Here is a 23501-nt window from a genome sequence, read left to right as displayed (position 1 = left end):
GGGGAGGATGGGACCATGCAGCCACGGAACATGTCCATGAGTGGAGTGGTCGACCTCGCCGCGGTGAAGGCGGCCGGAGAAGCGAAGCAGAAGGCGGAGCGGGCGCGGGCCGAGACGGCCCGCACCGGGGGCGCGCCGGCGCCCGGCCGTCTGATCTTCAATGTCGACGAGGCGGGTTTTCAGCAGGACGTCCTGCAGCGCTCCACCGAAGTGCCGGTCGTCATCGACTTCTGGGCCGAGTGGTGCGAGCCGTGCAAGCAGCTCGGTCCCGTCCTGGAGCGGCTGGCCACGGAGTACGCGGGGCGGTTCGTCCTCGCGAAGATCGACGTCGACGCCAACCAGATGCTCTTCCAGCAGTTCGGCGTCCAGGGCATCCCCGCGGTCTTCGCGGTGATCGCGGGCCAGCCGGTGCCGCTCTTCCAGGGCGCCGCGCCCGAGGCACAGATCCGCCAGGTGCTGGACCAGCTGATCCAGGCGGCGGAGCAGCAGTTCGGCATCGTGGGTGCACCGGTCGAACCCGGCGCCCAGGACGAGGGTGCCGAGGAGGCCGCCCCGGAGGTCCCCGAGTCGCCGCAGGACATCGCGCTCGCCGCGGCCCACCAGGCGCTGGACGCCGGTGACCTGGGCGGTGCGGTGCGGGCGTACCAGAACCTGCTCGCCGACGACCCCGCCAACAGCGAGGCCAAGCTGGGCCTGGCGCAGGCCCAGTTGCTGGAGCGCGTTCAGGGCGTGGACGCCGCGCAGGTGCGCAAGGCGGCCGCGGAGAACCCGGCGGACGCCAAGGCCCAGATCGCGGCGGCCGACCTCGACCTGGTGGGCGGTCATGTGGAGGACGCCTTCGGCCGGTTGGTGGACGTGGTGCGCCGTACGGCGGGGGAGGACCGGGACGCGGCCCGCGTTCATCTCCTGAGTCTCTTCGACGTGATCGGCGGTGAGGACCCCCGAGTGGTGGCGGCGCGCGGCGCGTTGGCGCGGGTGCTGTTCTGACCTCCGGCTCCTCAAACAAAACAGCGACCGCTCTTTGCCAAAACTTGGTAAACGCGGTCGCTGTTACTGCCAGTAAAGGCAACCCCGGACTTTGTCCGGTCTTGGAGTAAATCTCCCTCTCTTTCCGGTCACTGTCCGGCAACCGTACGTGCCCGATCTCGACCGTCCTGCCGCGGTTCGGTTATCCGTCCGTTACTCGCTAGTAACGAACCCCTTGTGCCCAAGCCGGGAATGGACCACGATCGGCCAAGCTCGGTCCATCCCCCCGTAGCTCGGCATCCGGTCGGCGCGTCGGTGTGGTTGGGTCCCCACCGGGCAGGTCGGCGGCAGTGGCGCCGACCGTGGACAGGGGGGTCTCTGCCCACAAGGCAGGGCCTGTCCAGGAGGTTGCGCGAGATTGCGTGGCCAGTGGTTGTCGCTCGGGGGTGATCGCCGGTGTTTCGGGTGCGGTGTGCGCCTGTGAGACGTGGGCGCTCTCCTTCCCGAGGACGTAGCACTTCTCCCATCCCAGGTCCGGGGCCCAGCCCCGGCCGGAGATGTACGTCCGAGAAGGAGGAAAGTCATGGAGTCCGTGGCTCGTGGCGGCACCAGATGGAAGCGGTTCGCCGTTGTCATGGTGCCGAGCGTTGCTGCCACGGCCGCGATCGGCGTCGCCCTGTCCCAGGGTGCGCTCGCGGCCTCGTTCAACGTGTCCGGTCAGCAGTTCAAGGTCTCGGTCGACCGGCTCGACGGCACCGGGTTCGCGCAGTACGGCGCGCTTGACACCCAGCACGGGGGCAAGAAGATCCCCGTCGCGGTGTCGGCGTTCAAGAGCGCGAAGCTCAAGGGCCTCTGCCAGTCGGTCGTGATCCCGGTTCCGGTCTTCGGCGATGTGTCGCTGAAGCTGACGGCCGGCAACGGCAGCAAGAAGGTTGAGGCCAAGAACCTCTTCATCGATCTCGATCAGCTCAACGCGGACGCCACGTTCCGTGGGATCGACATCGGTGTCGCGGCGGGTGACGCCCACAAGGGTCCCGGCATTCACAAGGGCGACGCTGCCGATCCCGGTTCGTTCGGCCAGCAGTCCGATTCCGCCACGCTGATCGGTGTGAAGCAGACCGCCTGGGCGACCAGCGCGGGCACGTTCAAGCTCTCCGGCCTTTCGATGAAGGTCAGCAAGGGCAAGAACGAGTGCTTCTGATCAGCTGAGCCATGGGTGGGGGGCCGCGGTGCTGCCCCTCACCCGGGCATCGACCCGCAGCGTGTATGCGCCAGGCTAGTACTCGCTGTAGAACAACCGCGATCACACCGATCGCCAGCCCCAGGGAGCTGTTTTCAATGAGTGCCGAGTCGCCGGGGGCGAGTGACCGTATCAGCCGTTGGCGGGAGTCCTTCAGGGCATGGCGCTGGCAGCGCCCGTTCTGGGCGGGGCTGTTGAGCCTGCTGGCAGGCGTACCGATCATGTACTTCCCGTACAACGACCTCAACGCCGGTGGATTCACCATCAACATGTCCACCACCGCCGGATCGGCCTCGCTGATCATCGGGGTGCTGTTGGTGGTCCTGGGCCTGACCATGTGGTTCCAGCCCATGGTGCGGGTGTTCGCCGGAGTCGCCACGATCCTGCTCGGTCTGGTGTCGATCCCCGTCTCGAACTTCGGCGGCTTCCTGATGGGATTCCTGCTCGCGCTCTTCGGCGGCGGCATGAGCATCGCCTGGGCGCCCGGGGAGGCTCCCTCCGCGCAGCCGGCCGAGGGGCCGGGAAACGTGTCGGAGGACGACGGGAACGGTGGAAGCGTGCCGGAGCCGGCCGGGGCCGGGTCCGCGCCGGACCAGGAAGCCACGAATGGGAGGCACCGTGCGGGGTGAAGACCGACCCGAGCGGCCGGAGGGAGTGAGCCCACGCCGGGTCAGAACCGGCCCACGGCACGCGGCACCGAAGAAGTCGGTCCTCACCCGCCTTCAGGTGCCAGCCGGTAAGGCCATAGCGCTGGCCGCCATGCCGACGGCCGTGCTGATGGGCATGGGGCTCACCCCGCAGCTCGCCTCGGCCAACCCCCGGCCCGAGGACCGCTACAAGCCCGGACCGTGTGTGTCCCAGCCGGACGAGACGGACAAGGACGACACCAAGGGCGGCAAGGACGCCTCGGACTCGCAGAGCGAGAACAAGGACTCCAAGGACGCCAAGGACTCCAAGGGTTCGTCCGAGAAGGGCTCCCAGGACGGCTCCAAGGGCTCTGAGGAGTCCTCGGACGGCCGGACCGGGTCCCAGGACGACAAGGCCGCTCACACGCCGTCTCCGTCCCCGTCCTCCTCCACTCCGTCCTCCGACTCCGCGGACGAGAAGGAGTCGAAGGAGCCCTCGGCCTCGCCGAGCCCCTCCAAGTCCAAGAACCCGCTGGACCCGCTGGGACTCGGGGACGTGCTGCACGACGTCCTCACGCCCGGCGACAAGAGCGGGGACGAGTCGGCCGGGCCGAGCGCCTCGCCGAGCCCGTCCGCCGGCGACAAGTCCGGTTCGTCGCCGTCTCCGTCGCCGTCCCCGTCCAAGTCCAAGTCCTCCGACAAGCCCACCGATCCGGTCAAGGACACGGTGGACAAGGTGGGCAAGGGCGTCAAGGACACGGTGGACGAGGTGGGCAAGACCGTCGACGACGCCAAGGACAAGGCGGACAAGGCGCTTCCCAAGCCCTCCGCGTCCGCCTCGAAGGACGCCGACGGCAAGGAGGCGTTCCCCTGCCCGAAGTTCGACGCCGACGCGTACGACAACGCCGAGACGGACCCGACCTCGAGCCTGCTGCCCGAGGACCCCTGGACCCTCAAGAGCACGATGCTGAGCCTGCACGGCCTGGACTACAAGGGCATCGTGGAGGTCAAGACGCAGGGGGGCCAGATCAAGAAGGTCCTGAAGTTCACCGCCTCGGGCGTGGACATCAAGGACCTCCACCAGCTCGTGGTGGGCCCGGCCGGGACCACCACGCATGTGCAGGCCCGCGAGGGGTCCACGTCGACCATTCGGGACGGCACGGTGACCATGTACACCGAGGAGCTGAAGGGGAACCTGCTGGGGCTCATCCCGATCACCTTCAGCCCCAAGAGCCCGCCGCCGGTGAACATCCCCGAGGTGTTCTTCACCGATGTCACGGTCACCCAGGCCGGCCAGTTCGGCGGCACCCTGACCGTTCCCGGTATGCACCTGTTCAAGACCGGGGAGTGATCCCGCGCCCCCACCGACCCGTTCGGGAGCCGCACACCCCTCCATGAGGAGGGAAACGCCCGTGGGCACCGCCTCCACTCGGAGACGGTGCCCACGGACGCGTTACGGGCGGGGTTCGGCGCCTACTGGTTCGCGCCGCCCAGGTGGTGCACCCGGACCATGTTGGTGGTGCCGGGGACGCCGGGGGGCGAACCGGCGGTCATGATCATGGTGTCGCCCGCGGAGTAGCGGCCCAGCTTCAGCAGTTCGGCGTCGACCAGGTCGACCATCGCGTCGGTGTGCTCGACGTACGGCACCACGAAGGACTCCACGCCCCAGCTCAGCGTGAGCTGGTTGCGGGTGGACGCGTCGGTGGTGAAGGCCACGATCGGCTGCTGGGCGCGGTAGCGGGACAGCCGGCGGGCGGTGTCACCGGACTGGGTGAAGGCCACCAGCGACTTGGCGCCCAGGAAGTCGGCGATCTCGCACGCCGCACGGGCCACCGAACCGCCCTGGGTGCGCGGCTTCTTGCCGGGCACCAGCGGCTGCAGACCGCGCGAGAGCAGCTCCTGCTCGGCGGCCTGGACGATCCGGGACATCACCTTGACGGTCTCGATCGGGTACGAGCCGACCGAGGACTCGGCGGAGAGCATCACCGCGTCGGCGCCGTCCAGGATCGCGTTGGCGACGTCGGACGCCTCGGCGCGGGTGGGCCGGGAGTTGGTGATCATCGACTCCATCATCTGGGTCGCGACGATCACCGGCTTGGCGTTGCGGCGGCAGAGCTCGATCAGCCGCTTCTGCACCATCGGGACCTTCTCCAGCGGATACTCCACCGCGAGGTCACCACGGGCCACCATCACCCCGTCGAAGGCCGCGACGACATCGGTCATGTTGGCGACCGCCTGCGGCTTCTCCACCTTGGCGATCACCGGCACCCGGCGGCCCACCTCGTCCATGATCCGGTGGACGTCCCGGACGTCGGCCGCGTCCCGGACGAAGGACAGGGCGACCATGTCGCAGCCCATCCGCAGGGCGAACTTCAGGTCCTCGATGTCCTTCTCGGACAGCGCGGGCACATTGACCGCCGCACCCGGCAGGTTGATCCCCTTGTGGTCGGAGATCACCCCGCCCTCGATGACGATGGTCCGCACCCGCGGGCCCTCGACGGCGGTGACCCGCAGCTCGACGTTGCCGTCGTTGATCAGGACCTGGTCGCCCTTGGAGACATCGCCCGGCAGCCCCTTGTAGGTGGTGCCGCAGATGGTCCGGTCACCGTCCACGTCCTCGGTGGTGATGATGAACTCATCACCGCGGACCAGCTCCACCGGTCCGTCCTTGAAGGTCTCCAGACGGATCTTGGGGCCCTGGAGGTCGGCGAGGACGCCGACCGCGTGCCCGGTCTCCTCGGAGGCCTTGCGGACGCGGTGGTACCGCTCCTCATGCTCCGGGTGGCTTCCGTGGCTCATGTTGAACCGGGCCACGTTCATCCCGGCCTCGATCAGGGACTTCAGCTGGTCGTAGGAGTCGACGGCGGGGCCCAGAGTGCAGACGATTTTGGAACGGCGCATGGGGCAGATCCTATCGGGTTTGTTTCGGAGCGGAATATTCAAGTCAAGGGGCATAGCGGAACGGAACCGGAGCCTAGGGTCCTGCTGACGGACCCTAAGCGCTGACCAGGCGATACGTCTGGCCGGCGATCTCCAGCTCCTCATCGGTGGGCACCACGGCCACCGCGACCCGGCTGGTCTCCGTGGAGATCAGCCGCGCCGTGGCGGAGCGCAGCGCGTTGCGGACGCCGTCCACCTCGATGCCGAACGCGGTGAGGCCGCGCGTCGCCGCCTCCCGTACCGCCGCGGAGTTCTCCCCCACACCGGCGGTGAACGCGATGGCGTCCACCCGTCCGAGCACCGCGGTGTACGCACCCACATACTTCCGCAGTCGGTGGATGTAGATGTCGAAGGCGAGCTGGGCGGCCTGGTCGCCCTCGCCCATCCGGCGGCCGATCTCGCGCATGTCGTTGTCCCCGCACAGCCCGGCAAGACCGCTGCGCTTGTTGAGCAGCGTGTCGATCTCATCGGTCGACATACCGCCCACCCGGGACAGATGGAAGATCGCCGCCGGGTCGATGTCCCCGGACCGGGTACCCATCACCAGGCCCTCCAACGGCGTCAGCCCCATCGAGGTCTCCACGCAGGTGCCGCCGCGCACCGCCGAGGCGCTGGCCCCGTTGCCCAGGTGCAGCACGATCGTGTTGACCTCCGCGGGCTCCTTGCCCAGCAGCTCCGCGGTGGCCCGGGAGACATACGCGTGCGAGGTGCCGTGGAAGCCGTAGCGCCGCACCCCCCAGCGGTCGGCGGTCGCCACGTCGATCGCGTAGCGCGCCGCCGCCTCCGGGATGGTGGAGTGGAACGCCGTGTCGAAGACCGCGACCTGCGGCAGGTCCGGGCGCAGCGCTCGGGCCACCTTGATCCCGGTGACATTGGCCGGGTTGTGCAGCGGGGCCAGCGGGATCAGCTTCTCGATCTCCTCGACCACCTCGTCGGTGATCAGGGTCGGCTCGGTGAACCGGGTGCCGCCGTGCACCACCCGGTGGCCGACCGCCGCCAGCTCGGGCGAGTGGAGGCCCAGGCCCTTGGCGGCCAGTTCGTCGGCCACCTGCTTCAGGGCCGCCGCGTGGTCGGTGACGGGGCCCTCGCCGATGCGCTCCACGATGCCGGAGGCCGGACGGGAGCCGTCGGCCATGTCCAGCAGCTGGTACTTCAAGGACGAGGAGCCGGAGTTGAGGACGAGGACTCGGGAGCCGTTCACGCGGACTGCGCCTTCTGTGTCGGGGACGTGGGGGAGGTGGCGGTGACCGGGGACTGGGCCTGGATGGCGGTGATCGAGACGGTGTTGACGATGTCCTGTACGAGTGCCCCGCGGGACAGGTCGTTCACCGGCTTGCGCAGGCCCTGGAGCACCGGGCCGACCGCGACGGCGCCCGCCGAGCGCTGCACGGCCTTGTAGGTGTTGTTGCCGGTGTTCAGGTCCGGGAAGATCAGCACGGTGGCCCTGCCCGCCACCTCGGACTCGGGCAGCTTGGTCGCCGCCACCGCGGCGTCCACCGCCGCGTCGTACTGGATCGGGCCCTCGACCAGCAGATCCGGGCGGCGCTCGCGGACCAGCTCGGTCGCCTTGCGGACCTTGTCCACGTCGGCGCCGGAGCCCGAGGTGCCGGTGGAGTACGACAGCATCGCGATCCTCGGCTCCACCCCGAACTTGGCGGCCGTCGTCGCCGACTGGATGGCGATGTCCGCGAGCTGCTCGGCGTCCGGGTCCGGGTTGACCGCGCAGTCGCCGTACACCAGCACCCGGTCGGCCAGGCACATGAAGAAGACCGAGGAGACGATCTGGGCGCCCGGGGCGGTCTTGATGATCTCGAAGGCGGGCCGGATGGTGGCGGCGGTGGAGTGCACCGCGCCCGAGACCATGCCGTCGGCCAGCCCCTCCTGCACCATCAGGGTGCCGAAGTACGACACATCGGCCACCACGTCGTACGCCAGCTCGTAGGAGACGCCCTTGTGGGCGCGCAGCTTCGCGTAGCCCTCCGCGAAGCGCTCCCGCAGCGGGGAGGTCTGCGGATCGATGATCTGCGCCTCGGCGAGCTGGATGCCGAGCTCGGCGGCGCGCTTGCGGATCGGCTCCTCCTCGCCCAGCAGTGTGAGATCGCACACATCGCGGCGGAGCAGTACGTCGGCGGCGCGCAGCACCCGCTCCTCCGCGCCCTCGGGCAGCACCACCCGGCGGCGGCGGGACCGGGACCGCTCGATCAGCTCGCGCTCGAACATCATCGGGGTGACCCGGCTGGAGCGGCCCACCGAGATGCGCTCGGTCAGCGCCGCGGTGTCCACATGCCGCTCGAAGAGGCCGAGCGCGGTCTCCGCCTTGCGCGGCGCGCTCGCCGTGAGCTTGCCCTCGACGGCGAACAGCTCGGCCGCGGTCGGGAAGGACCCGCCCGCCACCGACACCACCGGGGTCCCCGGGGCCAGCCGCGAGGCCAGCGCCAGGATGTCGGGACCCGGCCGCTCGTCCAGGGTGAGCAGCACCCCGGCGATCGGCGGGGCGCCCGCGCTGTGCGCGGCGAGCGCGCCGACGATCAGGTCCGCGCGGTCCCCGGGCGTCACCACCAGGCAGCCCTCGGTCAGCGCGGGCAGGAAGGTCGGCAGCATCGCGCCGCCGAAGACGAAGTCCCGTACGTCCCGGGAGAGCCCGGTGTGATCGCCGAGCAGCACCTCGGCGCCCAGGGAGCGGACGATCTGGGAGACGGTGGGCGCCGACAGCGACCCGTCCTCGGGCAGCACATAGCTGGGCACCGGTAGCTTGGCGGCCAGCCGCTCGGCGATGGCCGCGCGGTCGCCGGGCGCCACCCGGTTGACGACCACCGCGACCACCTCGCAGCCCCGCCCCTCATAGGCGCGGTAGGCGTTGTGGGCCTCGGCGCCGGCCGACTCGGCGGTCTGCTTCTGCCCGCCGACCACCGTGATCACCGAGGCGCCGAACTCATTGGCCAGCCGCGCGTTCAACCCCAGCTCGTCGGGGAGGCTGGTGGCCGCGTAGTCACTGCCCAGCACCAGGACGTAGTCATACGCGTCGGCCACCTCGTGGAAGCGGCCGACCAGCTGCGAGACCAGCTCGTCGGTGCCCCGCTCGGCCTGGAGCGTGGCCGCGGCCTCGTAGGTCATGCCGAAGACGGACTCCGGGGACTGGCCGAGCCGGTAGCGCGCCCGCAGCAGGTCGAAGAGGCGGTCGGGGTCGTCGTGCACCAGGGGGCGGAAGACGCCGACCCGGTCGACATGGCGGGTCAGGAGCTCCATGACTCCCAGCTCCACGACCTGGCGTCCGTCGCCACGCTCGACTCCGGTCACGTACACGCTGCGTGTCACGCGTGCTCTCCGTTCCTCTGGGGTTCGTCGGTGTTTTCGTTATGTGCGCCCATCGGACACAAATTGGCCACATTGACTGGCCCAGTCCTCTTGACAATACCCGCGACCGTGATTAAGGCGCTTGTCGCTCGGGGGGATACAGCACTACTCCGCCCATGAAACAATCGGACTGGCTCACATCTACCCGTAGGGAGCAGGAGACACAGCACGATGCGCATCGGAGTTCTCACCGCAGGCGGCGACTGCCCCGGTCTCAACGCTGTGATCCGGTCGGTGGTGCACCGCGCGGTCGCCGGCCACGGAGACGAGGTGATCGGTTTCGAGGACGGCTTCAAGGGGCTCCTCGACGGCCGCCACCGCAAGCTCGACCTCGACGCCGTCAGCGGCATCCTCGCCCGCGGCGGCACCATCCTCGGTTCCTCCCGCCTGGAGCGCGCCCGGCTCCGCGAGGCGTGCGAGACCTCGAAGGACCACGCCCGTGACTACGGGATAGACGTACTGATCCCGATCGGCGGCGAAGGCACCCTCACCGCGGCGCGGATGCTCTCCGACGCCGGGCTGCCGATCGTCGGCGTCCCCAAGACGATCGACAACGACATCTCCTCCACCGACCGCACCTTCGGCTTCGACACCGCCGTCGGCGTCGCCACCGAGGCCATGGACCGGCTGAAGACCACCGCCGAATCCCATCAGCGGGTGATGGTCGTCGAGGTCATGGGGCGCCACGCGGGCTGGATCGCGCTGGAGTCCGGGATGGCCGGCGGCGCCCACGGCATCTGCCTGCCGGAGCGGCCCTTCGAGGTCGACGGGCTGGTGAAGATGGTCGAGGAGCGGTTCTCGCGCGGCAAGAAGTTTGCCGTCATCTGCGTCGCCGAGGGCGCGCACCCGGCCGAGGGCTCCATGGACTACCAGAAGGGCGAGATCGACCAGTACGGCCATGAGCGGTTCACCGGCATCGGCAACCGCCTCGCGGCCGAGTTGGAGCGGCGCCTGGGCAAGGAGGCCCGCCCGGTCATCCTGGGCCATGTGCAGCGCGGCGGCACGCCCACCGCGTACGACCGCGTACTGGCCACCCGCTTCGGCTGGCACGCCGTCGAGGCGGCGCACCGGGGCGACTTCGGCATGATGACCGCGCTGCGCGGCACCGACATCACGATGGTGCCGATCGCCAACGCGGTCACCGAGCTCAAGACCGTGCCGGTGGACCGGATGGACGAGGCCGAGTCGGTCTTCTGATCCGCCTTCTGATCCGCCACGGCCGCCGGTTCGTCGCGCTTACCCGTCTTCGTCGGCCGCAGCGGTCTTGATCATCCCCCCGTTGAAGATCAAGACCGCTGCGGCCGTGTGCTGTTGGCGAGGTCCACTCTTGAACAAGTGCCTGGTGTGAACAAGGCTGTCCCGTGTCCGGGACACGTTCCGGTGGCGGTCCCGGACAGGGCCGGGACAAGGGGCGGGACACAGGGGTGGGGGAGAGAACGACAGATGACCGATGCCGACAGAGCTCCGGATCCACGGGAGGCGCGCAGCGCCCCCGAGTTCATCGCCGCGCTGCAGGCGCTCAAGGACTGGTCCCGGCTGACCTACCGGGAGCTGGCCGCGCGGGCGGACGCGCTCGGGGACGTACTGCCGCGCAGCACGGTCGCCAATATGCTCGCGCGAGCCACGCTGCCCCGCGAGGAGCTGGTCGCGGCCTTTGTACGGGCGTGTGGGGTGGGGCCCGCGGAGCTCACGGTGTGGCTGGCCGTACGGAAGGATCTCGCGACCTCGATCGAGCGGGCCGAGCGGGTCGAGTCGGCCGAGCGGGTCGAGCGGGTCGAGTCGGCCGAGCGGGCCGAGTCGATCGAGTCGGCCGAGCCCGCCGCCCGGCCGGCGGAGGCGGCCCGTCCCGCCGAGGCGGGTGCGCGGCGCTTACGGATGCCGATGCTGAGCGCCGCGCTCGGGCTGACGGTCGTCGTGGCCGCCGTCGCCGCCGTGCTCATATGGCGGACACACGACGACAGGGGAGGCGGGGGCGAAGGATCGGGCACCAAGGGCGGGCCCGTGGCCGTCTCTCCGGATGACGTGGCGCCCACGCCGCCGCCCGCCCCCGGGAATTACCGGATCCGGGCCGTCCACTCCTCGCTGTGCCTGTCCGAACGCCGGACGGACAAGACCTCCTGGGTCTATCAGGTGCCGTGCGCGGAGGTCTTCCCCTCGTTCTCGCTCAAGCGCCTGGACGACGGGCTGTGGCGGATCGCCACCCTGCACCCCGAACACGGTCCGGGCTGCTCCGGGATCATGGGCCAGAGCAAGGCCGAGGGCGCCTGGCTGGGGGACGACTACTGCGAGAGCCGGGGAGCGGGCGAGGAGTTCCGGCTGGAGGCCGTGGACCGGCCCACCGAGGGGTTCCGGCTGCGGCCCGCGCACACCGGCCAGTGTCTGGCGCTGCCCGGCGGCACCACCCGGCGCTGGGCGCATGTGGTCCAGCTGCCGTGCCGGTCCGGCGCCCCGGGGCAGGTCTTCCGCTTCGACCCGGTGGGCTCCGGGACGGAGGGCTCGCCGCCCGGCGAGTCCGGGGCGAAGGGCTCGCCGCCCGGCGCGAAGGGGTAGCCCGCGCCGCCGCCGTGGTCCCGGCCCTCTGATACTGTCCCCGCTTGATCAAGGGGGGAACTGGTCAGGGGATGTAAGGAGTTAAGGGCGGGATGCGTGGTTTATGGGGCCGTGTGTGGCAGCGCCGCACGCCTCTTGTCGTACTGATGGCGGTCGTGGGGATCGCGGGGGCCGTCCTCGTGACCCGGGACACCGACGGCGGCCATCTCGCCGCCAACCGGGCCCAGTTGAGGAAGGCATGCGACGGCACCCTGCCGTACGGGGACCTCGAACGGCTGGTGCGTGACGAGCGGCCGGGCGAACTCAGACAGCACGGCACGATGCTCGCCCCCGGCCAGGAGAGCCGCTCGTTGCTGGACTGCTCGCTGTCGTGGGGCGACGGATACGGGGTCACGGTCCACGCCGAGGCGCTGGTCTCCGATGTGCCCGAGGCCGTCGAGACCCGGGACCTCCTCGAACCGGCCGGTGGGCGTGGCACCTTCGTCGCGCCGGGCACCACCGGCCAGTACGGGAAGCGGGGCGCCTGGCTGGTGGCCGACTGCCTGGGCGGGCTCGGCGGCCGGGTCCGCCCCACGACCGACCTGTATGTGACGGCCCGGGTGACGGACGGGACCGACTCGGCGGACGAGGCCGACGAGGCGGCGGCGGGGAACGGCAAGCCGGACCGCGCCACCGCGCTGCTCGGCTTCCGTACCGCCGTACACGTGGCCAACGCCCTCACCAAGGCCCAGCACTGCGGCTCCGGCCCGCTCACGACGCCGACCGCCGTGGTGGACACGGACGAGACCCATGGCGCGCCCGGTCGGGGCCTGCGCACATGCGAGTGGATCGACGGCTCCTCGCTCCCCGGTGTCGCCTCCGGCTCCTGGACCACCCTCGGCGATCTCCAGGAGTCCACCGGTCTGAGCGCCTGCGCCGGGGAGTGGGACGCGGAGCAGAACGCCGGTGCGCGTCCGCGCCCGAAGCAGTGGCAGATCACCGAGGTCGAGGCGGCCAGCTGGTCGGGGATCCTCGGCCGGTCGGCGTACGACTCCTACGAACGCGAGGGCCATGTGCCCGGATGGGGGGCGGAGGACGGCAAGCGCCCCTCCGAGGCCGGTTCCGAGCCGGACGCGGGCGCTGACACCGGGCGGGAGGACCGCGTCTCCTCCTACGCCGGACGGCCCCAACTCGCCCTGTGGGCCCGGTCGGTGTGCGGCGGCCGCACCACCTACCACCGGGTGGCCGTCCTCCCCGAGATCCGGCTCGAGGACGGCGAGACGGCCGTCATCGGCGGCAAGGACCGCGCCAGGCTCTCCACCGTCGCGCGTACGGTCCTGGACCGCTATCTGGACGCCGGCGACGGCTGGCCCACGTCGGCGAAGTGCCGCGACACCAAGGTGCTCGGGGAGGTGGAGCAGTGGCACTGACCCGCCCCACACTCACCCGGCTCACCCAACTCACGTGGCTCACCCGGCTCACCCGGCTCCGGATCCGCGCCCTGGTGGCCGTCGCGGTGGCGCTGGCCGCCGTCACCGGGGCGTTCGTCTGGTTCGCGGGCGGCGCGGACCGGGCGCTGAAGGGGGCCTGCGACGGGGTGCTTCCGGTCGGCGAGGTCCGCGCGGTGCTCGGCGACGACACCGAACTGGACGTCACGAACCGCACCGAGGGTTCCTTCGGCAGGAAGGCCGACAGCGCCGCCAAGAGCGACAAGAACGGCGCCGGGCGGGCCAACTCCCTCTCCGTCCACTGCCGGATCACCGCCGAGGCCACCGGCCACATCGCCGTCTCCATCGCGGGCTCGCCCCGCCCCCGCGCCGAGTACGGATACGACGACCTCTACCCCGCCGTACCCGCCCGCCGCACCCTCCCCGTCCCCCTCGGCCACGGCTGGTCCGGCCTGTTCGCCACCGACACCACACGGCTGGACGACGAAGAGGACGGCACGGCCACCACCGCCGTACTGCTCGACTGCGCCCGGCGCGGCGACAGTCTGCTGATCACCGTCGAGACCGCGCTGCGCGGCGCCACCACCCTCGACGACCCCGCCGTCCGCCCCGACTTCGTCCGCACCGCCACCGCGACCGCCGAGGCGGCGAACGACCACTGGGGTTGCCACGCGCCCCTGGGCAAGCCGGTCCGTACCGTCGGCCTGCCGGTGAACGAGGACGAGTACGAACCGCTGCTCGGCGCCGAGGGCACCTGCGCGGCCGTCCCCACCGCCTCCCGCTCCGCCGTCTCCACCGCCCGCGAGACCGCCCGCGACCGCGCACCCCGCGAAGCTTGCGTCCTCGGCACCCGGGACGGCTCACCCCTCTACCGCCTGGAGGCGTATTACGGCCCCTACGCGGAGGACGCCCGCTCCCAGTACATCCGGGACTACGACTACGAGAACGTGACCCCCGCCGAGAAGCCCGCCGGGCGGCTCGGCCAGAGCGCCTACTGGGCCGGTGCCGGCTGCCCGCGCGGCGCCGAGTCCGCCCTCTACCTCATCCGCGCCGACGCCGCCGACGGCGAGACCCGCCGCCGCCCCGACCTCGCCTACGAACGCGCCGCCCTGGCGGCTTTCGCCACCGCCTCGGCCGAACACCACGGCTGCGCGGCGCCGACGCTGCCCGAGGGCTGAATCACCGGCCGGACCGGTGGCGGCGCCGTCATCCCTTGACGGCGCCGCCCAGGGCGAAGCCGCCGCCCAGGCGGCGGGAGATCAGGATGTAGAGCAGGAGCACGGGCGTGGAGTAGAGGATCGAGAAGGCGGCGAGCTGGCCGTAGACCACCTGGCCGTAGTTGCCGAAGAAGGTGAAGATCGACACGGACGCGGGGAGTTGTTCGGGGGAGAGCAGGAGCATGAAGGGGACGAAGAAGTTGCCCCACATCATGATGAAGCTGTAGATCATCACGACCGTGATGCCCGGACCCATCAGCGGCAGGATCACCCGGATCAGGCTCTGCGGCCAGGACGCGCCGTCGGTCCACGCCGCCTCCTCCAGGATCACCGGCACGCCGTCCATGAAGTTCTTCATCAGCCAGATGGCGAACGGGAGCTGGGAGGCGGCGAGGAAGAGGGCCGTGCCGTACATGGTGTCGATGAGGTTCACCTGGACGAAGAGTCCGTAGACCGGAACCATGATCGCGGTGATTGGCAGACAGGTGGTGAAGAGCACCGTCAGCAGGTACGGGCGCACGACGCGGGAGCGGAAGCGGGAGAGGGGGTAGGCGGCGAGGGCCGCGCAGGCGACGGTCAGGATGGTGGCGCCGCCGCACAGGAGCAGGCTGTTGAGCATCGGCGTGAAGGTGATCTCGTCCGTCCACACCGCGGAGAAGTTGTCCAGCGTGGGCGATCCGGGCGCCGAGACCCGCAGGGTGGCATCGTTGTCGATCGAGGCCAGGACCAGCCAGGCGAGCGGGAGCAGGAACGCGGCGGCGACGAGCAGCAGGGCGGCGTCGGCGGCCAGCCGGCGGCGCAGCCGCGGGGACCAGCGGGGGCCGCCGGTACGGCGCTTGGCGGAGCGGGGCCAGGGGTGGGCGGGGCGGGCGGAGAGCGCGGACAACCTCGGACCTCCTCGCGCGCTTGCGAGCGCAGTCGATCAGCGTCCGTCCATGAAACCGGTTGTCAGTCGCGTTGGGGAAGACGCGTGCGCGGTTCGCGCCTCAACGCTTCGCCGCCGGAGTGGGTGGGGCGAGGGCCACCGGCTGGTCGTTCCGCAACTGGTCGAAGAGGCGCCGCGCCTGCGTCTCGTCCCACTGCACGGCGCTGCCCTTGGAGGTCCGGAGGTTGGTGTTGGACACCGGGACGTTGAGCTGCTTGCCGTCGCCCGAGGTGACGCCCTTCACCGCCTCGAACATGGACATCAGGGTCGGCAGCCCCATGTCCTTGTCCACGATGAGCGTGTCCAGACCCGCGCGTACGGTCGGGAAGGCCGCGAACGGGTTGGCCAGGACGCCGGGTGTGGCCGCCTTGTCGGCGAGGGCGGCCAGGAACTTCTGCTGGTTCCGGGTGCGGCCCAGGTCGCCCTTGGCCTCCTGCTTGCGCTGGCGGACGAACGCGAGCGCCTTCGCGCCGTCGAGGGTTTGGCAGCCCTTCTTCAGGTCCAGCCCGGACTTGGGGTCCTTGATGTCGCGGTCCACGCACATCCGCACGCCGCCGACCGCGTCCACGACGCCCACGAACCCGGAGAAGCCGATCTCCGCGTAGTGGTCGATGCGCAGTCCCGTGTTGCGCTCGATGGTCGAGACGAGCAGATCGGGGCCGCCCATCGAATAGGCCGCGTTGAGCTTGTTCTGGGACGGGTCGTAGCGCCGGCCGGTCTCGGGGCGGACGAAACCGGGGATGTTCACCCAGGAGTCGCGCGGCAGGCTCATCATCGTGGTGCCGTTGGAGCCGGTGTGCAGCACCATCATCGAGTCGGTGCGGCGGCCCTCGGCCGAGCCGGTGCGCAGGCTCTTCCTGGCCTCCTCGGAGAGGCCCTCCCGGCTGTCGGAGCCCACGATGAGGTAGTTGGTGCCCTTGCCGGGCGGCGGGCGGTCCGGCGCCCGGCCGAGGTCGACCTCGCGGTTGAGCTGGGTGTCGGCCCAGACGTAGGCGCCGCCGGAGGCGAGGAGCAGCGCGGACACCGCCACGACGGCCAGCCGGACGATCCGGCGGCGCCGGCTGAGCGGCTCCTTGGGGGCGCGGCGCCGGACGGTGGGGGCGGGTACGGGCGGGGTGGGTACGGGCGGGGGTACGGGCTCGGGGGCGCGGGTCTCGTCGCCCGTCCGGTAGGGGGCCGGTTTGGTGGGCATGCCATGGGGCGCGGGGACACCCGGTGACGCGGACGGCCCCTGCGCGGGGACACCAGATGGCGCGGACGGCCCCTGCGCGGGGACGCCCTGGGGTCCCGCCGCGGGCATGCCCTGGGCCCCCTGCACGGGGATGCTCTGCGTGTCCGCCGTCGAGATCTCCCAGGCCCGCGCCGACGGCTGGTCTCCGGCGGTCCACCCGTCCAACCGATCGCTCATGGGCGGCAGTCTGCCGAGCGGCCGGAGGCGCCCGCCGTCCGTTCATAGAGGTATGACAACTTCGGGTCCGCGTTGAACGCGGCCCCGGTCGCCGTACGTCGCCCCGCCGTACGTCGCCCCGCCGTACGTCACCCCTCCGTGGGCCACCCCGCCGCACGTCACCGCGGTGTCAGGCTCCGGCGCGCGGGTGCCTCGCCGAGCGCCTGCGCGGCCGTCCCGGAGCGCTGGATGCGGTGCCACCGCAGCCGCGTCCCGAGCAGCAGGGCGACCACGGACTGGATGACCACCAGATACATGAGCTGCCGGTAGACGAAGAGCTGGAACGGCAGGGACCACAGCGCCCGCATCCGCTCCCCGTCCAGCCGCAGCGCGTACCCGGCGCAGATCACCTGGATGGCGAGGTAGCCGAACCACACCCCGGCCGCCTTCGCCGGGTCGAGGAAGAGCGCGCCGTACAGGGCGAAGAGGTCGATCACCGGCGCCAGCAGCGGCAGCAGCACCTGGAAGAGCGTGAGATAGCTGAGCCCGCGGCGGCCGAACCGCCCCACCGAGCCCAGCGAGATCACCGCGCGCCGGTGCTTCCACATGGCCTGGAGCGTGCCGTACCCCCACCGGTACCGCTGCCGCCACAGCTGGCGCAGCGAGGTGGGCACCTCGGTCCAGGCGACGGCGGTCTCCTCGTACACCACCCGCCAGCCCGCCCGCCACAGCGCCATGGTGAGGTCGGTGTCCTCGGCGAGGGTGTCCTCGCTGACCCCGCCGACGCCCATCAGCGCGTCCCGCCGGAAGGCCCCGATGGCGCCGGGCACGGTCGGCATGCACTCCAGCACCTCGAACATCCGGCGGTCGAGGTTGAACCCGAAGACGTACTCCAGGTGCTGCCACCTGCCCAGCAGACTGCGCCGGTTGCCCACCTTGGTGTTGCCGCTGACGGCGCCGATGGCCGGGTGGGCGAGCGGCTGGATGAGCTGGTGGATGGCGTCCGGTTCGAAGACGGTGTCGGCGTCGACCATCACCACGATGTCGTGCCTGGTGTGCACGAGACCGGTGTTGAGGGCGGCCGCCTTGCCCGCGTTGGGCTGGCGGACCACCAGCACCCGGCGGTCCTCGACGCTCGCGGCGATATCGGCCGTACGGTCCGTCGAGCCGTCATCGATCACGATCACCTGCAGCCGCTGATGGGTGGAGGCGAGCAGCGAGCGGATGGTGGCCTCGATGCCCGCCTCCTCGTTGTACGCGGGGATCAGCACCGTCACCGGCTCGTTCACCTCCCGCAGCCAGGGCGCGCCGGGCCGGAAGCGGGTGAGCCGCCGGACATGGGTACGGGCGAACAGCACGAGCATCAGCAGCCGCAGCACCCCCAGCGCCCCCGCGATCCCCAGCACCCAGGTCATGGTGGACACAAAGCTCCGGCCGATGGCCGCGACCCAGATCAGCGCCTTGCCCTCCCAGCGCTCCAGGCCGGAGACCGGGACGTCGACCGGGGGCACGCCGAGCCCGCCGGTCACGGTGGTGAACTTCTTGGCGCGCGGGTCCTTGAGCAGCTTCTCCGTCTCCTGGTACGCGGTGCCCGTCTGGCTGAACTGCCGGACCATCCCCTGGGAGGGCTTCGTGCCCGACCGGTCGGCGGCCACCAGCGCATAGCCCTCCGCGGCCACCCGCCGCGCCGCCTGCCACTCGTCGCCGCACAGCGTGTCCACATCGGTGGTCAGCGGCAGCCGCAGCAGCCTCGGCTGGACCCCCACGGACCCCGCCAGCGCCGATTCGGTGAGGGACAGCTCCATCCGGGACCGGCCGGCGGACGCCGTGCCCATGTCGGCGCCGGTGTAGGTGTTGGACCCGATCTCATGGCCCTCGGCGCGGATCCGGCGTACGAGGTCGGGGTACTGGGCCGCCTTGGCGCCGGAGACGAAGAACGTGGCCCGCGCGTCGTAGCGGCGCAACAGGTCCAGCAGACGCGGGGTCTGGACGGGGTCGGGCCCTCCGTCGTAGGTCAGCGCCACCGTCCCGGCGGGCATGCCCACGGTCCGCACCCGGCCCCCGTTGATCTGCACCACCGGCCCGCCGTCGGCCAGCGCCCGCGGCACCGGGCTGGTGCACGGCCGCCGCGTCTTCGCCGCGTCCACCTCGTGGTTGGTCCAGCCCTGGAACATCAGCAGGCCGAACATGGCGGGAAGGACGAGCAGAAGGAGCAGCCAGTGCGCGCGGGGATCACGGGACCGCTTGTGCCGACCTCCCCGGGGCAGGTGGTTTGGTTCCTGGCGTTTTTTCGACCGGTTGCCCTCAAACATGGTTGGTCGCACCGTAGTTGCGGGGCGCGCGGCGGATCCGGTGAAGCAGCGGGAATGGATAAGAATTCCCGGGACGCTCCCCGCCGCGTGGCCGGATCGCGTAGGGGGGAGCACGCGGAACCCCCGCCTCCGTGGGTCGGCTCTGCTTGACTGACGCGATGACCTCTTCCGTTTCCTCCGTCTTCGAGACCGCCAAGCCCGCGTCCGCCGACTACCTCACCCGCCTCGCCGCGAGTGACGCGGGGCGCGACTACAAGGGGCGGATGCAGGACGCCCTCGGCCTCCGGGCCGGGCTGACCGTTCTCGACGCGGGCTGCGGCCCCGGCACCGATCTCCCGGCCCTCGCCGAGGCGGTGGCCCCCGGCGGTACGGTCATCGGGGTCGACCGCGACCAGGAGATGCTGGACGCGGCGGCGGCGCGCACCGCCGCGCATCCGTGCGTCGAGCTGCGGCGGGCCGATGTCCACGCCCTCCCGCTGGACGATGCCGCGGTGGACCGCGCCCGCACCGACCGGGTGCTGCAGTGGGTGGACGACCCGGCCCGCGCCCTCGCCGAGTTCCACCGGGTCCTGCGGCCTGGCGGGCGGCTGGTGATGGGCGAGCCCGACTGGGACACCCTCGCCGTCGACCACCCCGACCCGGCGCTCTCCCGCGCGTACACCCGCCACGTCACCGAGCGGGTGATCCGCAACCCCGCCATCGGCCGCCAGCTCGCCCGGCTCGCCACCGACGCCGGGTTCCGGGTGCCGGACGTCATCCCGGCCACCCAGGTCTTCCGCGATGTCCGCACGGCGGACCGGGTCTTCGGATTCGAGCGCACCACCCGCCGCGCCGTCGAGGCCGGCCACCTCACCGAGGACCAGGCGGCCGAGTGGCTGGACCACCTGGCCCACGGCCCGTTCTTCGCCTCGGCGACGCTGTACGTGGTGGTGGCGGAGGCGTAGCCGGTTGGCCTCAGACGGCCCGGAACCAGGTGTTCAGCGCCTCGTGCAGACCGTCGTTCGTGGTGCCCTGCCAGGCGACGTAGGCGTCGGGCCGGAGCAGCAGGGCGGTGTCGAGGCCGGGGACGGTCGCGGTGTCGACGTGGGGTGACCAGGGGCCCGGGTCGAGGGTGCCGGTGGGGTCCAGGAGGAGGGGGCGGGCGGTGCGGGTCAGTTCGCGGAGGCCCGGGAGGTCGGGGGCCCAGTGGCCGACGAGGGGGCCGGTCGCCGGGCCCATGGCGTAGGTGATGTCCGCGCCGGAGAGCAGCCCCGCGAGGTGCCGCCGGGTCGTGGGCTGGTCGAGCAGTTCGCCGAACAGCTCGCGCAGCGCCGTCACATCGTCGCCCGGCCGGGTCAGCAGCGACTGCGCCTGGGTGTGCATGGCGACCCGCCGCGCCGCCGGGTGCCGCTCCGACTCGTACGTGTCGAGCAGCCCCTCCGCCGCGTGGCCGCGCACCTCGGCGGCCAGCTTCCAGCCGAGGTTCACCGCGTCCTGGAGGCCCAGGTTGAGCCCCGGGCCGCCGATCGCCGAGTGCACATGGGCGGCGTCGCCGAGCAGCAGGACGCGGCCCGCGCGGTACCGCTCGGCGATCCGGGTGTTGCCGCCGAACAGCCGCCGCATCAGATGCGGACCCGGACCGGTCGGCGGGTCGAGGGTGATGTCCGCGCCGAGCACCCGGCGGGCGCTGGCCCGCAGCTCGTCCAGCGATGCCTCGCCCTCGGCCGGCTGCCCCCATTCCACGGTGGTCAGCTTGTGGGCACCGTCCGGGGACGGCGCCCAGGCGATCAGCCCCTGCTCGGTCCGCAGATGCTGGTACGGCGGTATGACGCCGAAACCGGGCACGGTCAGGCCGCCATCAGCGCCGATCGCGTCCGGGGACACGCCCACATGTCCGGTGCGCGACACCGAGTCGTCCGTCGTCACGCCGGGGAAGTCGATCCCGACGAGCTTGCGGACCGCGCTGCGCCCGCCATCGGCGCCGACCACGAACTCCGCCTCGATCGGGTCCTGTTCGCGCAGCTCGACCGTCACCGACTTCTCGCCCTGCGTCAGCCCGACGACCTCGTGGCCGCGCCGGATGTCGACGCCCAGCTCGACCGCGCGCTCGGCGAGCATGCGCTCGATCCGGAGCTGCGGCACCAGGAGCGTGTAGAGCGGGTTGTCCGGCAAGTCGCTCAGGTGGAGCGGGAACGCGCCGAAGGTGAAGCGGGGCGCCGGTTCGGGGGTGGTGCCGGGCGCGGTCAGCCGCTCGTACAGTCCGCGCCGGTCGAGCATGCGGATGACCTGGCCCACGAGGCCGTTCGCGCGCTGTGTGTCGGTTGGTTCGGTGAGGCGCTCCAGGACGACCGGGCGCACACCGGACAGGGCGAGTTCGCAGGCGAGCATCAGGCCGTTGGGCCCGGCGCCTGCGATGACGACCTCGATCATGAATTCCCCTTCGGGGCAGGTTGGTTGAGTGGCCTTACGGGGTGGAAAGCCCCGCCGTGATGCGGGCGAGGGCGTCCGTGAGCAGGCGGCTCACCGGCACGGCCGCGTCGGTGCGGAGATGGTGGGCGATGGCGGTGTTGACCGCGCCCATGACCGCCGAAGCGACCAGGTGCGGATACAGGTCCTGCTCCAGGTCGTTGCCGGTACGTTCCGCGACGGCCGCCGCGATCTCGGCCTCGGCGGTGGCCCCGGCCCGCAACATCTCGCCCCGCAGGGCCGGTTCGGCGACCATCACCCGCACGCCCTCCGTCCACCGCTCCGCGTCGGCGACGGGCGGATGGGCGATCGCCTCCGCGTCCGGTGCGAACTGCCGCAGCACGGAGCCGGTGATCGCGTCCCACAGCGGCTCGCCCGACCGTTCGCGCACCTCGTCCGCGACGCGCAGACAGCGGTCGAGGTGGCGGAACGCGATCGCCTCGGCCTTGCTCGAGAAGTAGTTGTTGAACGTACGCGGCGAGACCCCTGCGGCCTCGGCGATGTCCTCCACCTTGACCTTGTCGAACCCACGCTCCACGGTCAGCCGCACGGCGGCCCAGCTGAGCGCGGCATGCGTCTGGGCCTTCTTCCGCTCTCGCAGTCCCATGCGGTGAGCGTAGCAAAACTTGCGTGCCCCGCAAATGTGCGGGGCCCGCAATTTTTTAGGGTTCGAGAGGCCAGCGATGTCGTCCGTCCGGAACGTGCCACGCGTACTGGTGACCGTCGGCTTCGCGGGCATAGCCGAAACGGTCCTGAGCGGGGCGGCCGTGGTCGTTCCACCACTGCCAGGCGGCCTCCGCCCGCCGCCACAGGTCGGCGCTTCCGCCGTACGTGACGGTGGTGGTGTGTTCATCGGCGATCGGCGCGCGTGCCCATGTGCCGTCGCGCCCCTGGAGCTGGAGCGACATGGCCCCGGTGTCGTCGTCCATGTGATACACCAGCTCGGCGCCGGGAAGGTGGAAGGCGAGCAGCAGCCGGAACGGGTAGTGGGCGCGGATGTCGGCAGCGGTGAGCGAGGCGGAACGGGCCCCGGCCAGTGGCGCGTAAGGCGCCCGCCCGGGGTGTCGGTAGGCATGCGCGTCACTGCGGGCGGCCATGAACCGGCCGGTTGTGGTGGTGAAGTGGCCCACGGCACGTCCGTCTTCGTCCACGGTCAGGCGGACCAGGCCACCCTCGATGCCCAGGGACACGTCGGCGAGGATCGCGCCGCCGGGTCGCGTCTGCTCGATCCAGGCAGCGGGGATGCGGGGGACCGAGCAGGTCGCGATGGTCCGGTCGAACGGTGCCGGGTGCCCCGGGAAGCCCTGCTGCCCGTCCCCGGCGGCGAGGTGCGGCCGGTACCCGGTGGAGGCGAGCCGGCCACGGGCGACGTCCACGAGGTCGGGGGAGACATCGACGGAGTACACGAGGCGATCACCCAGCCGGGCGCACAGGAGTGCGGCGTTGTACCCCGTGCCGGTGCCGACTTCCAGCACTCGGTGGCCGTCCGCCACGCCCAGGTCCTCCAGCATCCGCGCCATGAGGCTGGGCAGTGTGCTGGAGGATGTCGGAATACCGGTCCACGCTCGCTCGTCGACGCGTTCGGCGGTGTCGGGGTCGAGTGCCGTGACGAGGTTCTGGTCGCTGTAGACGGTGGCTTCCCGGGTATCACGGTCGGCCGCGTCATGTCGGCGCCATACGGTGATGCCCCTGCTGTCGGCCTCCTGCCCGTACCACTCGGGCACGAAGATATGGCGCGGCACCTTGGCGAACGCCCCGGCCCAGGCGGCCGAACGGATCGCTCCGGCCCGCTGCAAGTCCTCGACCAGCGAGCGCAGTCGCGGCGGCGCGCCGTCGAAGCGGGGGACACTCACGTGGGTACTCCTTTTCCCTGCGACGCGGTCAGGTCCAGCTCGGCCCAGATCTCCTTGCCGACGGTGCGTTCGCGGACGCCCCAGCGGTGGGCGAGGGCGCGGACGATGAGCAGGCCGCGGCCGTGCTTGTCGCGGGGCGACGGGCGGCGGGGCCGGGGGAGTCGCTCGCCCCGGGGGTCGGATACGGCGATCCGCAGGCGGCTTTTGGTGAGCGTGAGCTCAACGCGGAAGAGCCGCCCGGGTACGTGCCCGTGTCGTA

Annotated in this window: 19 protein-coding genes; 9 read left to right on the top strand and 10 right to left on the bottom strand. The window is 71.3% G+C overall.

Features of this window, described 5'->3' with window-relative positions; translation table 11 throughout:
* The first annotated feature begins 15 nt into the window (after positions 1-15).
* The 4 genes from NP777_RS24815 (at position 16) to NP777_RS24800 (ending at position 4183) form a co-directional block, all read left to right on the top strand.
* Positions 16-987, top strand: coding sequence for a tetratricopeptide repeat protein (locus tag NP777_RS24815; protein WP_256652405.1), 972 nt, complete (start codon positions 16-18; stop codon positions 985-987).
* A gap of 562 nt (positions 988-1549) precedes the next feature.
* Positions 1550-2167: a DUF6230 family protein gene (locus NP777_RS24810; protein WP_256652404.1), complete on the top strand. Its 618-nt coding sequence runs from the start codon at positions 1550-1552 to the stop codon at positions 2165-2167.
* Positions 2168-2304: 137 nt separating this feature from the next.
* Positions 2305-2835: a DUF6114 domain-containing protein gene (locus NP777_RS24805; protein ID WP_256652403.1), complete on the top strand. Its 531-nt coding sequence runs from the start codon at positions 2305-2307 to the stop codon at positions 2833-2835.
* Entirely contained in the window at positions 2813-4183 is a 1371-nt protein-coding gene (locus NP777_RS24800; RefSeq protein WP_256652402.1) for a hydrogenase expression protein HypF, read from the top strand. Before NP777_RS24805 ends, NP777_RS24800 begins: the two co-directional genes overlap by 23 nt.
* A 122-nt stretch (positions 4184-4305) precedes the next feature.
* Here NP777_RS24800 and pyk read toward each other — a convergent pair whose 3' ends face one another.
* From pyk to pta, 3 genes are all read right to left on the bottom strand, one after another.
* Positions 4306-5733 (bottom strand): pyruvate kinase, encoded by a 1428-nt coding sequence (gene pyk, locus NP777_RS24795; RefSeq protein WP_256652401.1) that lies wholly within the window; start codon positions 5731-5733, stop codon positions 4306-4308.
* Between the two features lie 94 nt (positions 5734-5827).
* On the bottom strand, positions 5828-6973 hold the full coding sequence (locus tag NP777_RS24790) for an acetate kinase (protein ID WP_256652400.1): 1146 nt from the start codon (positions 6971-6973) through the stop codon (positions 5828-5830).
* Positions 6970-9087 carry a phosphate acetyltransferase gene (gene pta, locus NP777_RS24785; RefSeq protein WP_256652399.1) on the bottom strand — a complete coding sequence of 706 codons (2118 nt, stop codon included), beginning with the start codon at positions 9085-9087 and terminating at the stop codon, positions 6970-6972. The genes NP777_RS24790 and pta overlap by 4 nt, the downstream gene beginning before the upstream one ends.
* Positions 9088-9297: 210 nt before the next feature.
* Here pta and NP777_RS24780 point away from each other — a divergent pair, with 210 nt between their 5' ends.
* From NP777_RS24780 to NP777_RS24765, 4 genes are all read left to right on the top strand, one after another.
* A complete protein-coding gene (locus NP777_RS24780; RefSeq protein WP_256652398.1) occupies positions 9298-10323 on the top strand; it encodes a 6-phosphofructokinase in 1026 nt (341 codons plus the stop codon).
* 246 nt (positions 10324-10569) lie between these two features.
* A complete protein-coding gene (locus NP777_RS24775) occupies positions 10570-11676 on the top strand; it encodes an RICIN domain-containing protein (protein ID WP_256652397.1) in 1107 nt (368 codons plus the stop codon).
* Between the two features lie 92 nt (positions 11677-11768).
* Positions 11769-13085, top strand: coding sequence for a hypothetical protein (locus NP777_RS24770; RefSeq protein ID WP_256652396.1), 1317 nt, complete (start codon positions 11769-11771; stop codon positions 13083-13085).
* Positions 13076-14281: a hypothetical protein gene (locus NP777_RS24765; RefSeq protein ID WP_256652395.1), complete on the top strand. Its 1206-nt coding sequence runs from the start codon at positions 13076-13078 to the stop codon at positions 14279-14281. Before NP777_RS24770 ends, NP777_RS24765 begins: the two co-directional genes overlap by 10 nt.
* A gap of 28 nt (positions 14282-14309) precedes the next feature.
* Here NP777_RS24765 and NP777_RS24760 read toward each other — a convergent pair whose 3' ends face one another.
* The 3 genes from NP777_RS24760 to NP777_RS24750 all read right to left on the bottom strand — a co-directional run bounded on the left by NP777_RS24760 (position 14310) and on the right by NP777_RS24750 (position 18944).
* On the bottom strand, positions 14310-15206 hold the full coding sequence (locus NP777_RS24760; protein WP_391858569.1) for a carbohydrate ABC transporter permease: 897 nt from the start codon (positions 15204-15206) through the stop codon (positions 14310-14312).
* A 100-nt stretch (positions 15207-15306) separates the two neighbouring features.
* Positions 15307-16653 carry an LCP family protein gene (locus NP777_RS24755; protein WP_256652394.1) on the bottom strand — a complete coding sequence of 449 codons (1347 nt, stop codon included), beginning with the start codon at positions 16651-16653 and terminating at the stop codon, positions 15307-15309.
* 158 nt (positions 16654-16811) lie between these two features.
* The gene (locus tag NP777_RS24750; protein ID WP_256652393.1) at positions 16812-18944 is read right to left on the bottom strand and encodes a glycosyltransferase; all 2133 of its coding nucleotides are present in this window, start codon (positions 18942-18944) and stop codon (positions 16812-16814) included.
* A gap of 158 nt (positions 18945-19102) precedes the next feature.
* Between NP777_RS24750 and NP777_RS24745 the strand changes: the two genes are divergently transcribed.
* Complete coding sequence (locus tag NP777_RS24745; RefSeq protein ID WP_256652392.1) at positions 19103-19888, top strand: methyltransferase domain-containing protein; 786 nt, start codon at positions 19103-19105, stop codon at positions 19886-19888.
* A gap of 10 nt (positions 19889-19898) precedes the next feature.
* Here NP777_RS24745 and NP777_RS24740 read toward each other — a convergent pair whose 3' ends face one another.
* From NP777_RS24740 to NP777_RS24725, 4 genes are all read right to left on the bottom strand, one after another.
* The gene (locus NP777_RS24740; protein ID WP_256652391.1) at positions 19899-21353 is read right to left on the bottom strand and encodes an FAD-dependent monooxygenase; all 1455 of its coding nucleotides are present in this window, start codon (positions 21351-21353) and stop codon (positions 19899-19901) included.
* A 34-nt stretch (positions 21354-21387) separates the two neighbouring features.
* A complete protein-coding gene (locus NP777_RS24735) occupies positions 21388-21996 on the bottom strand; it encodes an acyl-CoA-like ligand-binding transcription factor (RefSeq protein WP_256652390.1) in 609 nt (202 codons plus the stop codon).
* A 55-nt stretch (positions 21997-22051) separates the two neighbouring features.
* On the bottom strand, positions 22052-23242 hold the full coding sequence (locus tag NP777_RS24730) for a methyltransferase domain-containing protein (RefSeq protein ID WP_256652389.1): 1191 nt from the start codon (positions 23240-23242) through the stop codon (positions 22052-22054).
* Positions 23239-23501 (bottom strand): ATP-binding protein (locus tag NP777_RS24725; protein WP_256652388.1); only part of this gene is annotated, 263 nt, incomplete at its 5' end. The genes NP777_RS24730 and NP777_RS24725, both read right to left, overlap by 4 nt.

It is taken from the genome of Streptomyces rugosispiralis, from assembly GCF_024505145.1.
GTDB classification, from domain to species: Bacteria; Actinomycetota; Actinomycetes; order Streptomycetales; family Streptomycetaceae; genus Streptomyces; species Streptomyces rugosispiralis.
Note: the sequence above shows the minus strand (reverse complement) of the source record. Positions and strands in the feature narration are given on the sequence as shown.

Bases quoted from the DNA above. Each gene is read 5' to 3' on its own strand.
- NP777_RS24815 (WP_256652405.1), top strand. From the start codon at position 16: ATGCAGCCACGGAACATGTCCATGAGTGGAGTGGTCGACCTCGCCGCG.
- NP777_RS24810 (WP_256652404.1), top strand. From the start codon at position 1,550: ATGGAGTCCGTGGCTCGTGGCGGCACCAGATGGAAGCGGTTCGCCGTT.
- NP777_RS24805 (WP_256652403.1), top strand. From the start codon at position 2,305: ATGAGTGCCGAGTCGCCGGGGGCGAGTGACCGTATCAGCCGTTGGCGG.
- NP777_RS24800 (WP_256652402.1), top strand. From the start codon at position 2,813: ATGGGAGGCACCGTGCGGGGTGAAGACCGACCCGAGCGGCCGGAGGGA.
- pyk (WP_256652401.1), bottom strand. From the start codon at position 5,733: ATGCGCCGTTCCAAAATCGTCTGCACTCTGGGCCCCGCCGTCGACTCC.
- NP777_RS24780 (WP_256652398.1), top strand. From the start codon at position 9,298: ATGCGCATCGGAGTTCTCACCGCAGGCGGCGACTGCCCCGGTCTCAAC.
- NP777_RS24775 (WP_256652397.1), top strand. From the start codon at position 10,570: ATGACCGATGCCGACAGAGCTCCGGATCCACGGGAGGCGCGCAGCGCC.
- NP777_RS24770 (WP_256652396.1), top strand. From the start codon at position 11,769: ATGCGTGGTTTATGGGGCCGTGTGTGGCAGCGCCGCACGCCTCTTGTC.
- NP777_RS24755 (WP_256652394.1), bottom strand. From the start codon at position 16,653: ATGAGCGATCGGTTGGACGGGTGGACCGCCGGAGACCAGCCGTCGGCG.
- NP777_RS24750 (WP_256652393.1), bottom strand. From the start codon at position 18,944: ATGTTTGAGGGCAACCGGTCGAAAAAACGCCAGGAACCAAACCACCTG.
- NP777_RS24745 (WP_256652392.1), top strand. From the start codon at position 19,103: ATGACCTCTTCCGTTTCCTCCGTCTTCGAGACCGCCAAGCCCGCGTCC.
- NP777_RS24740 (WP_256652391.1), bottom strand. From the start codon at position 21,353: ATGATCGAGGTCGTCATCGCAGGCGCCGGGCCCAACGGCCTGATGCTC.
- NP777_RS24735 (WP_256652390.1), bottom strand. From the start codon at position 21,996: ATGGGACTGCGAGAGCGGAAGAAGGCCCAGACGCATGCCGCGCTCAGC.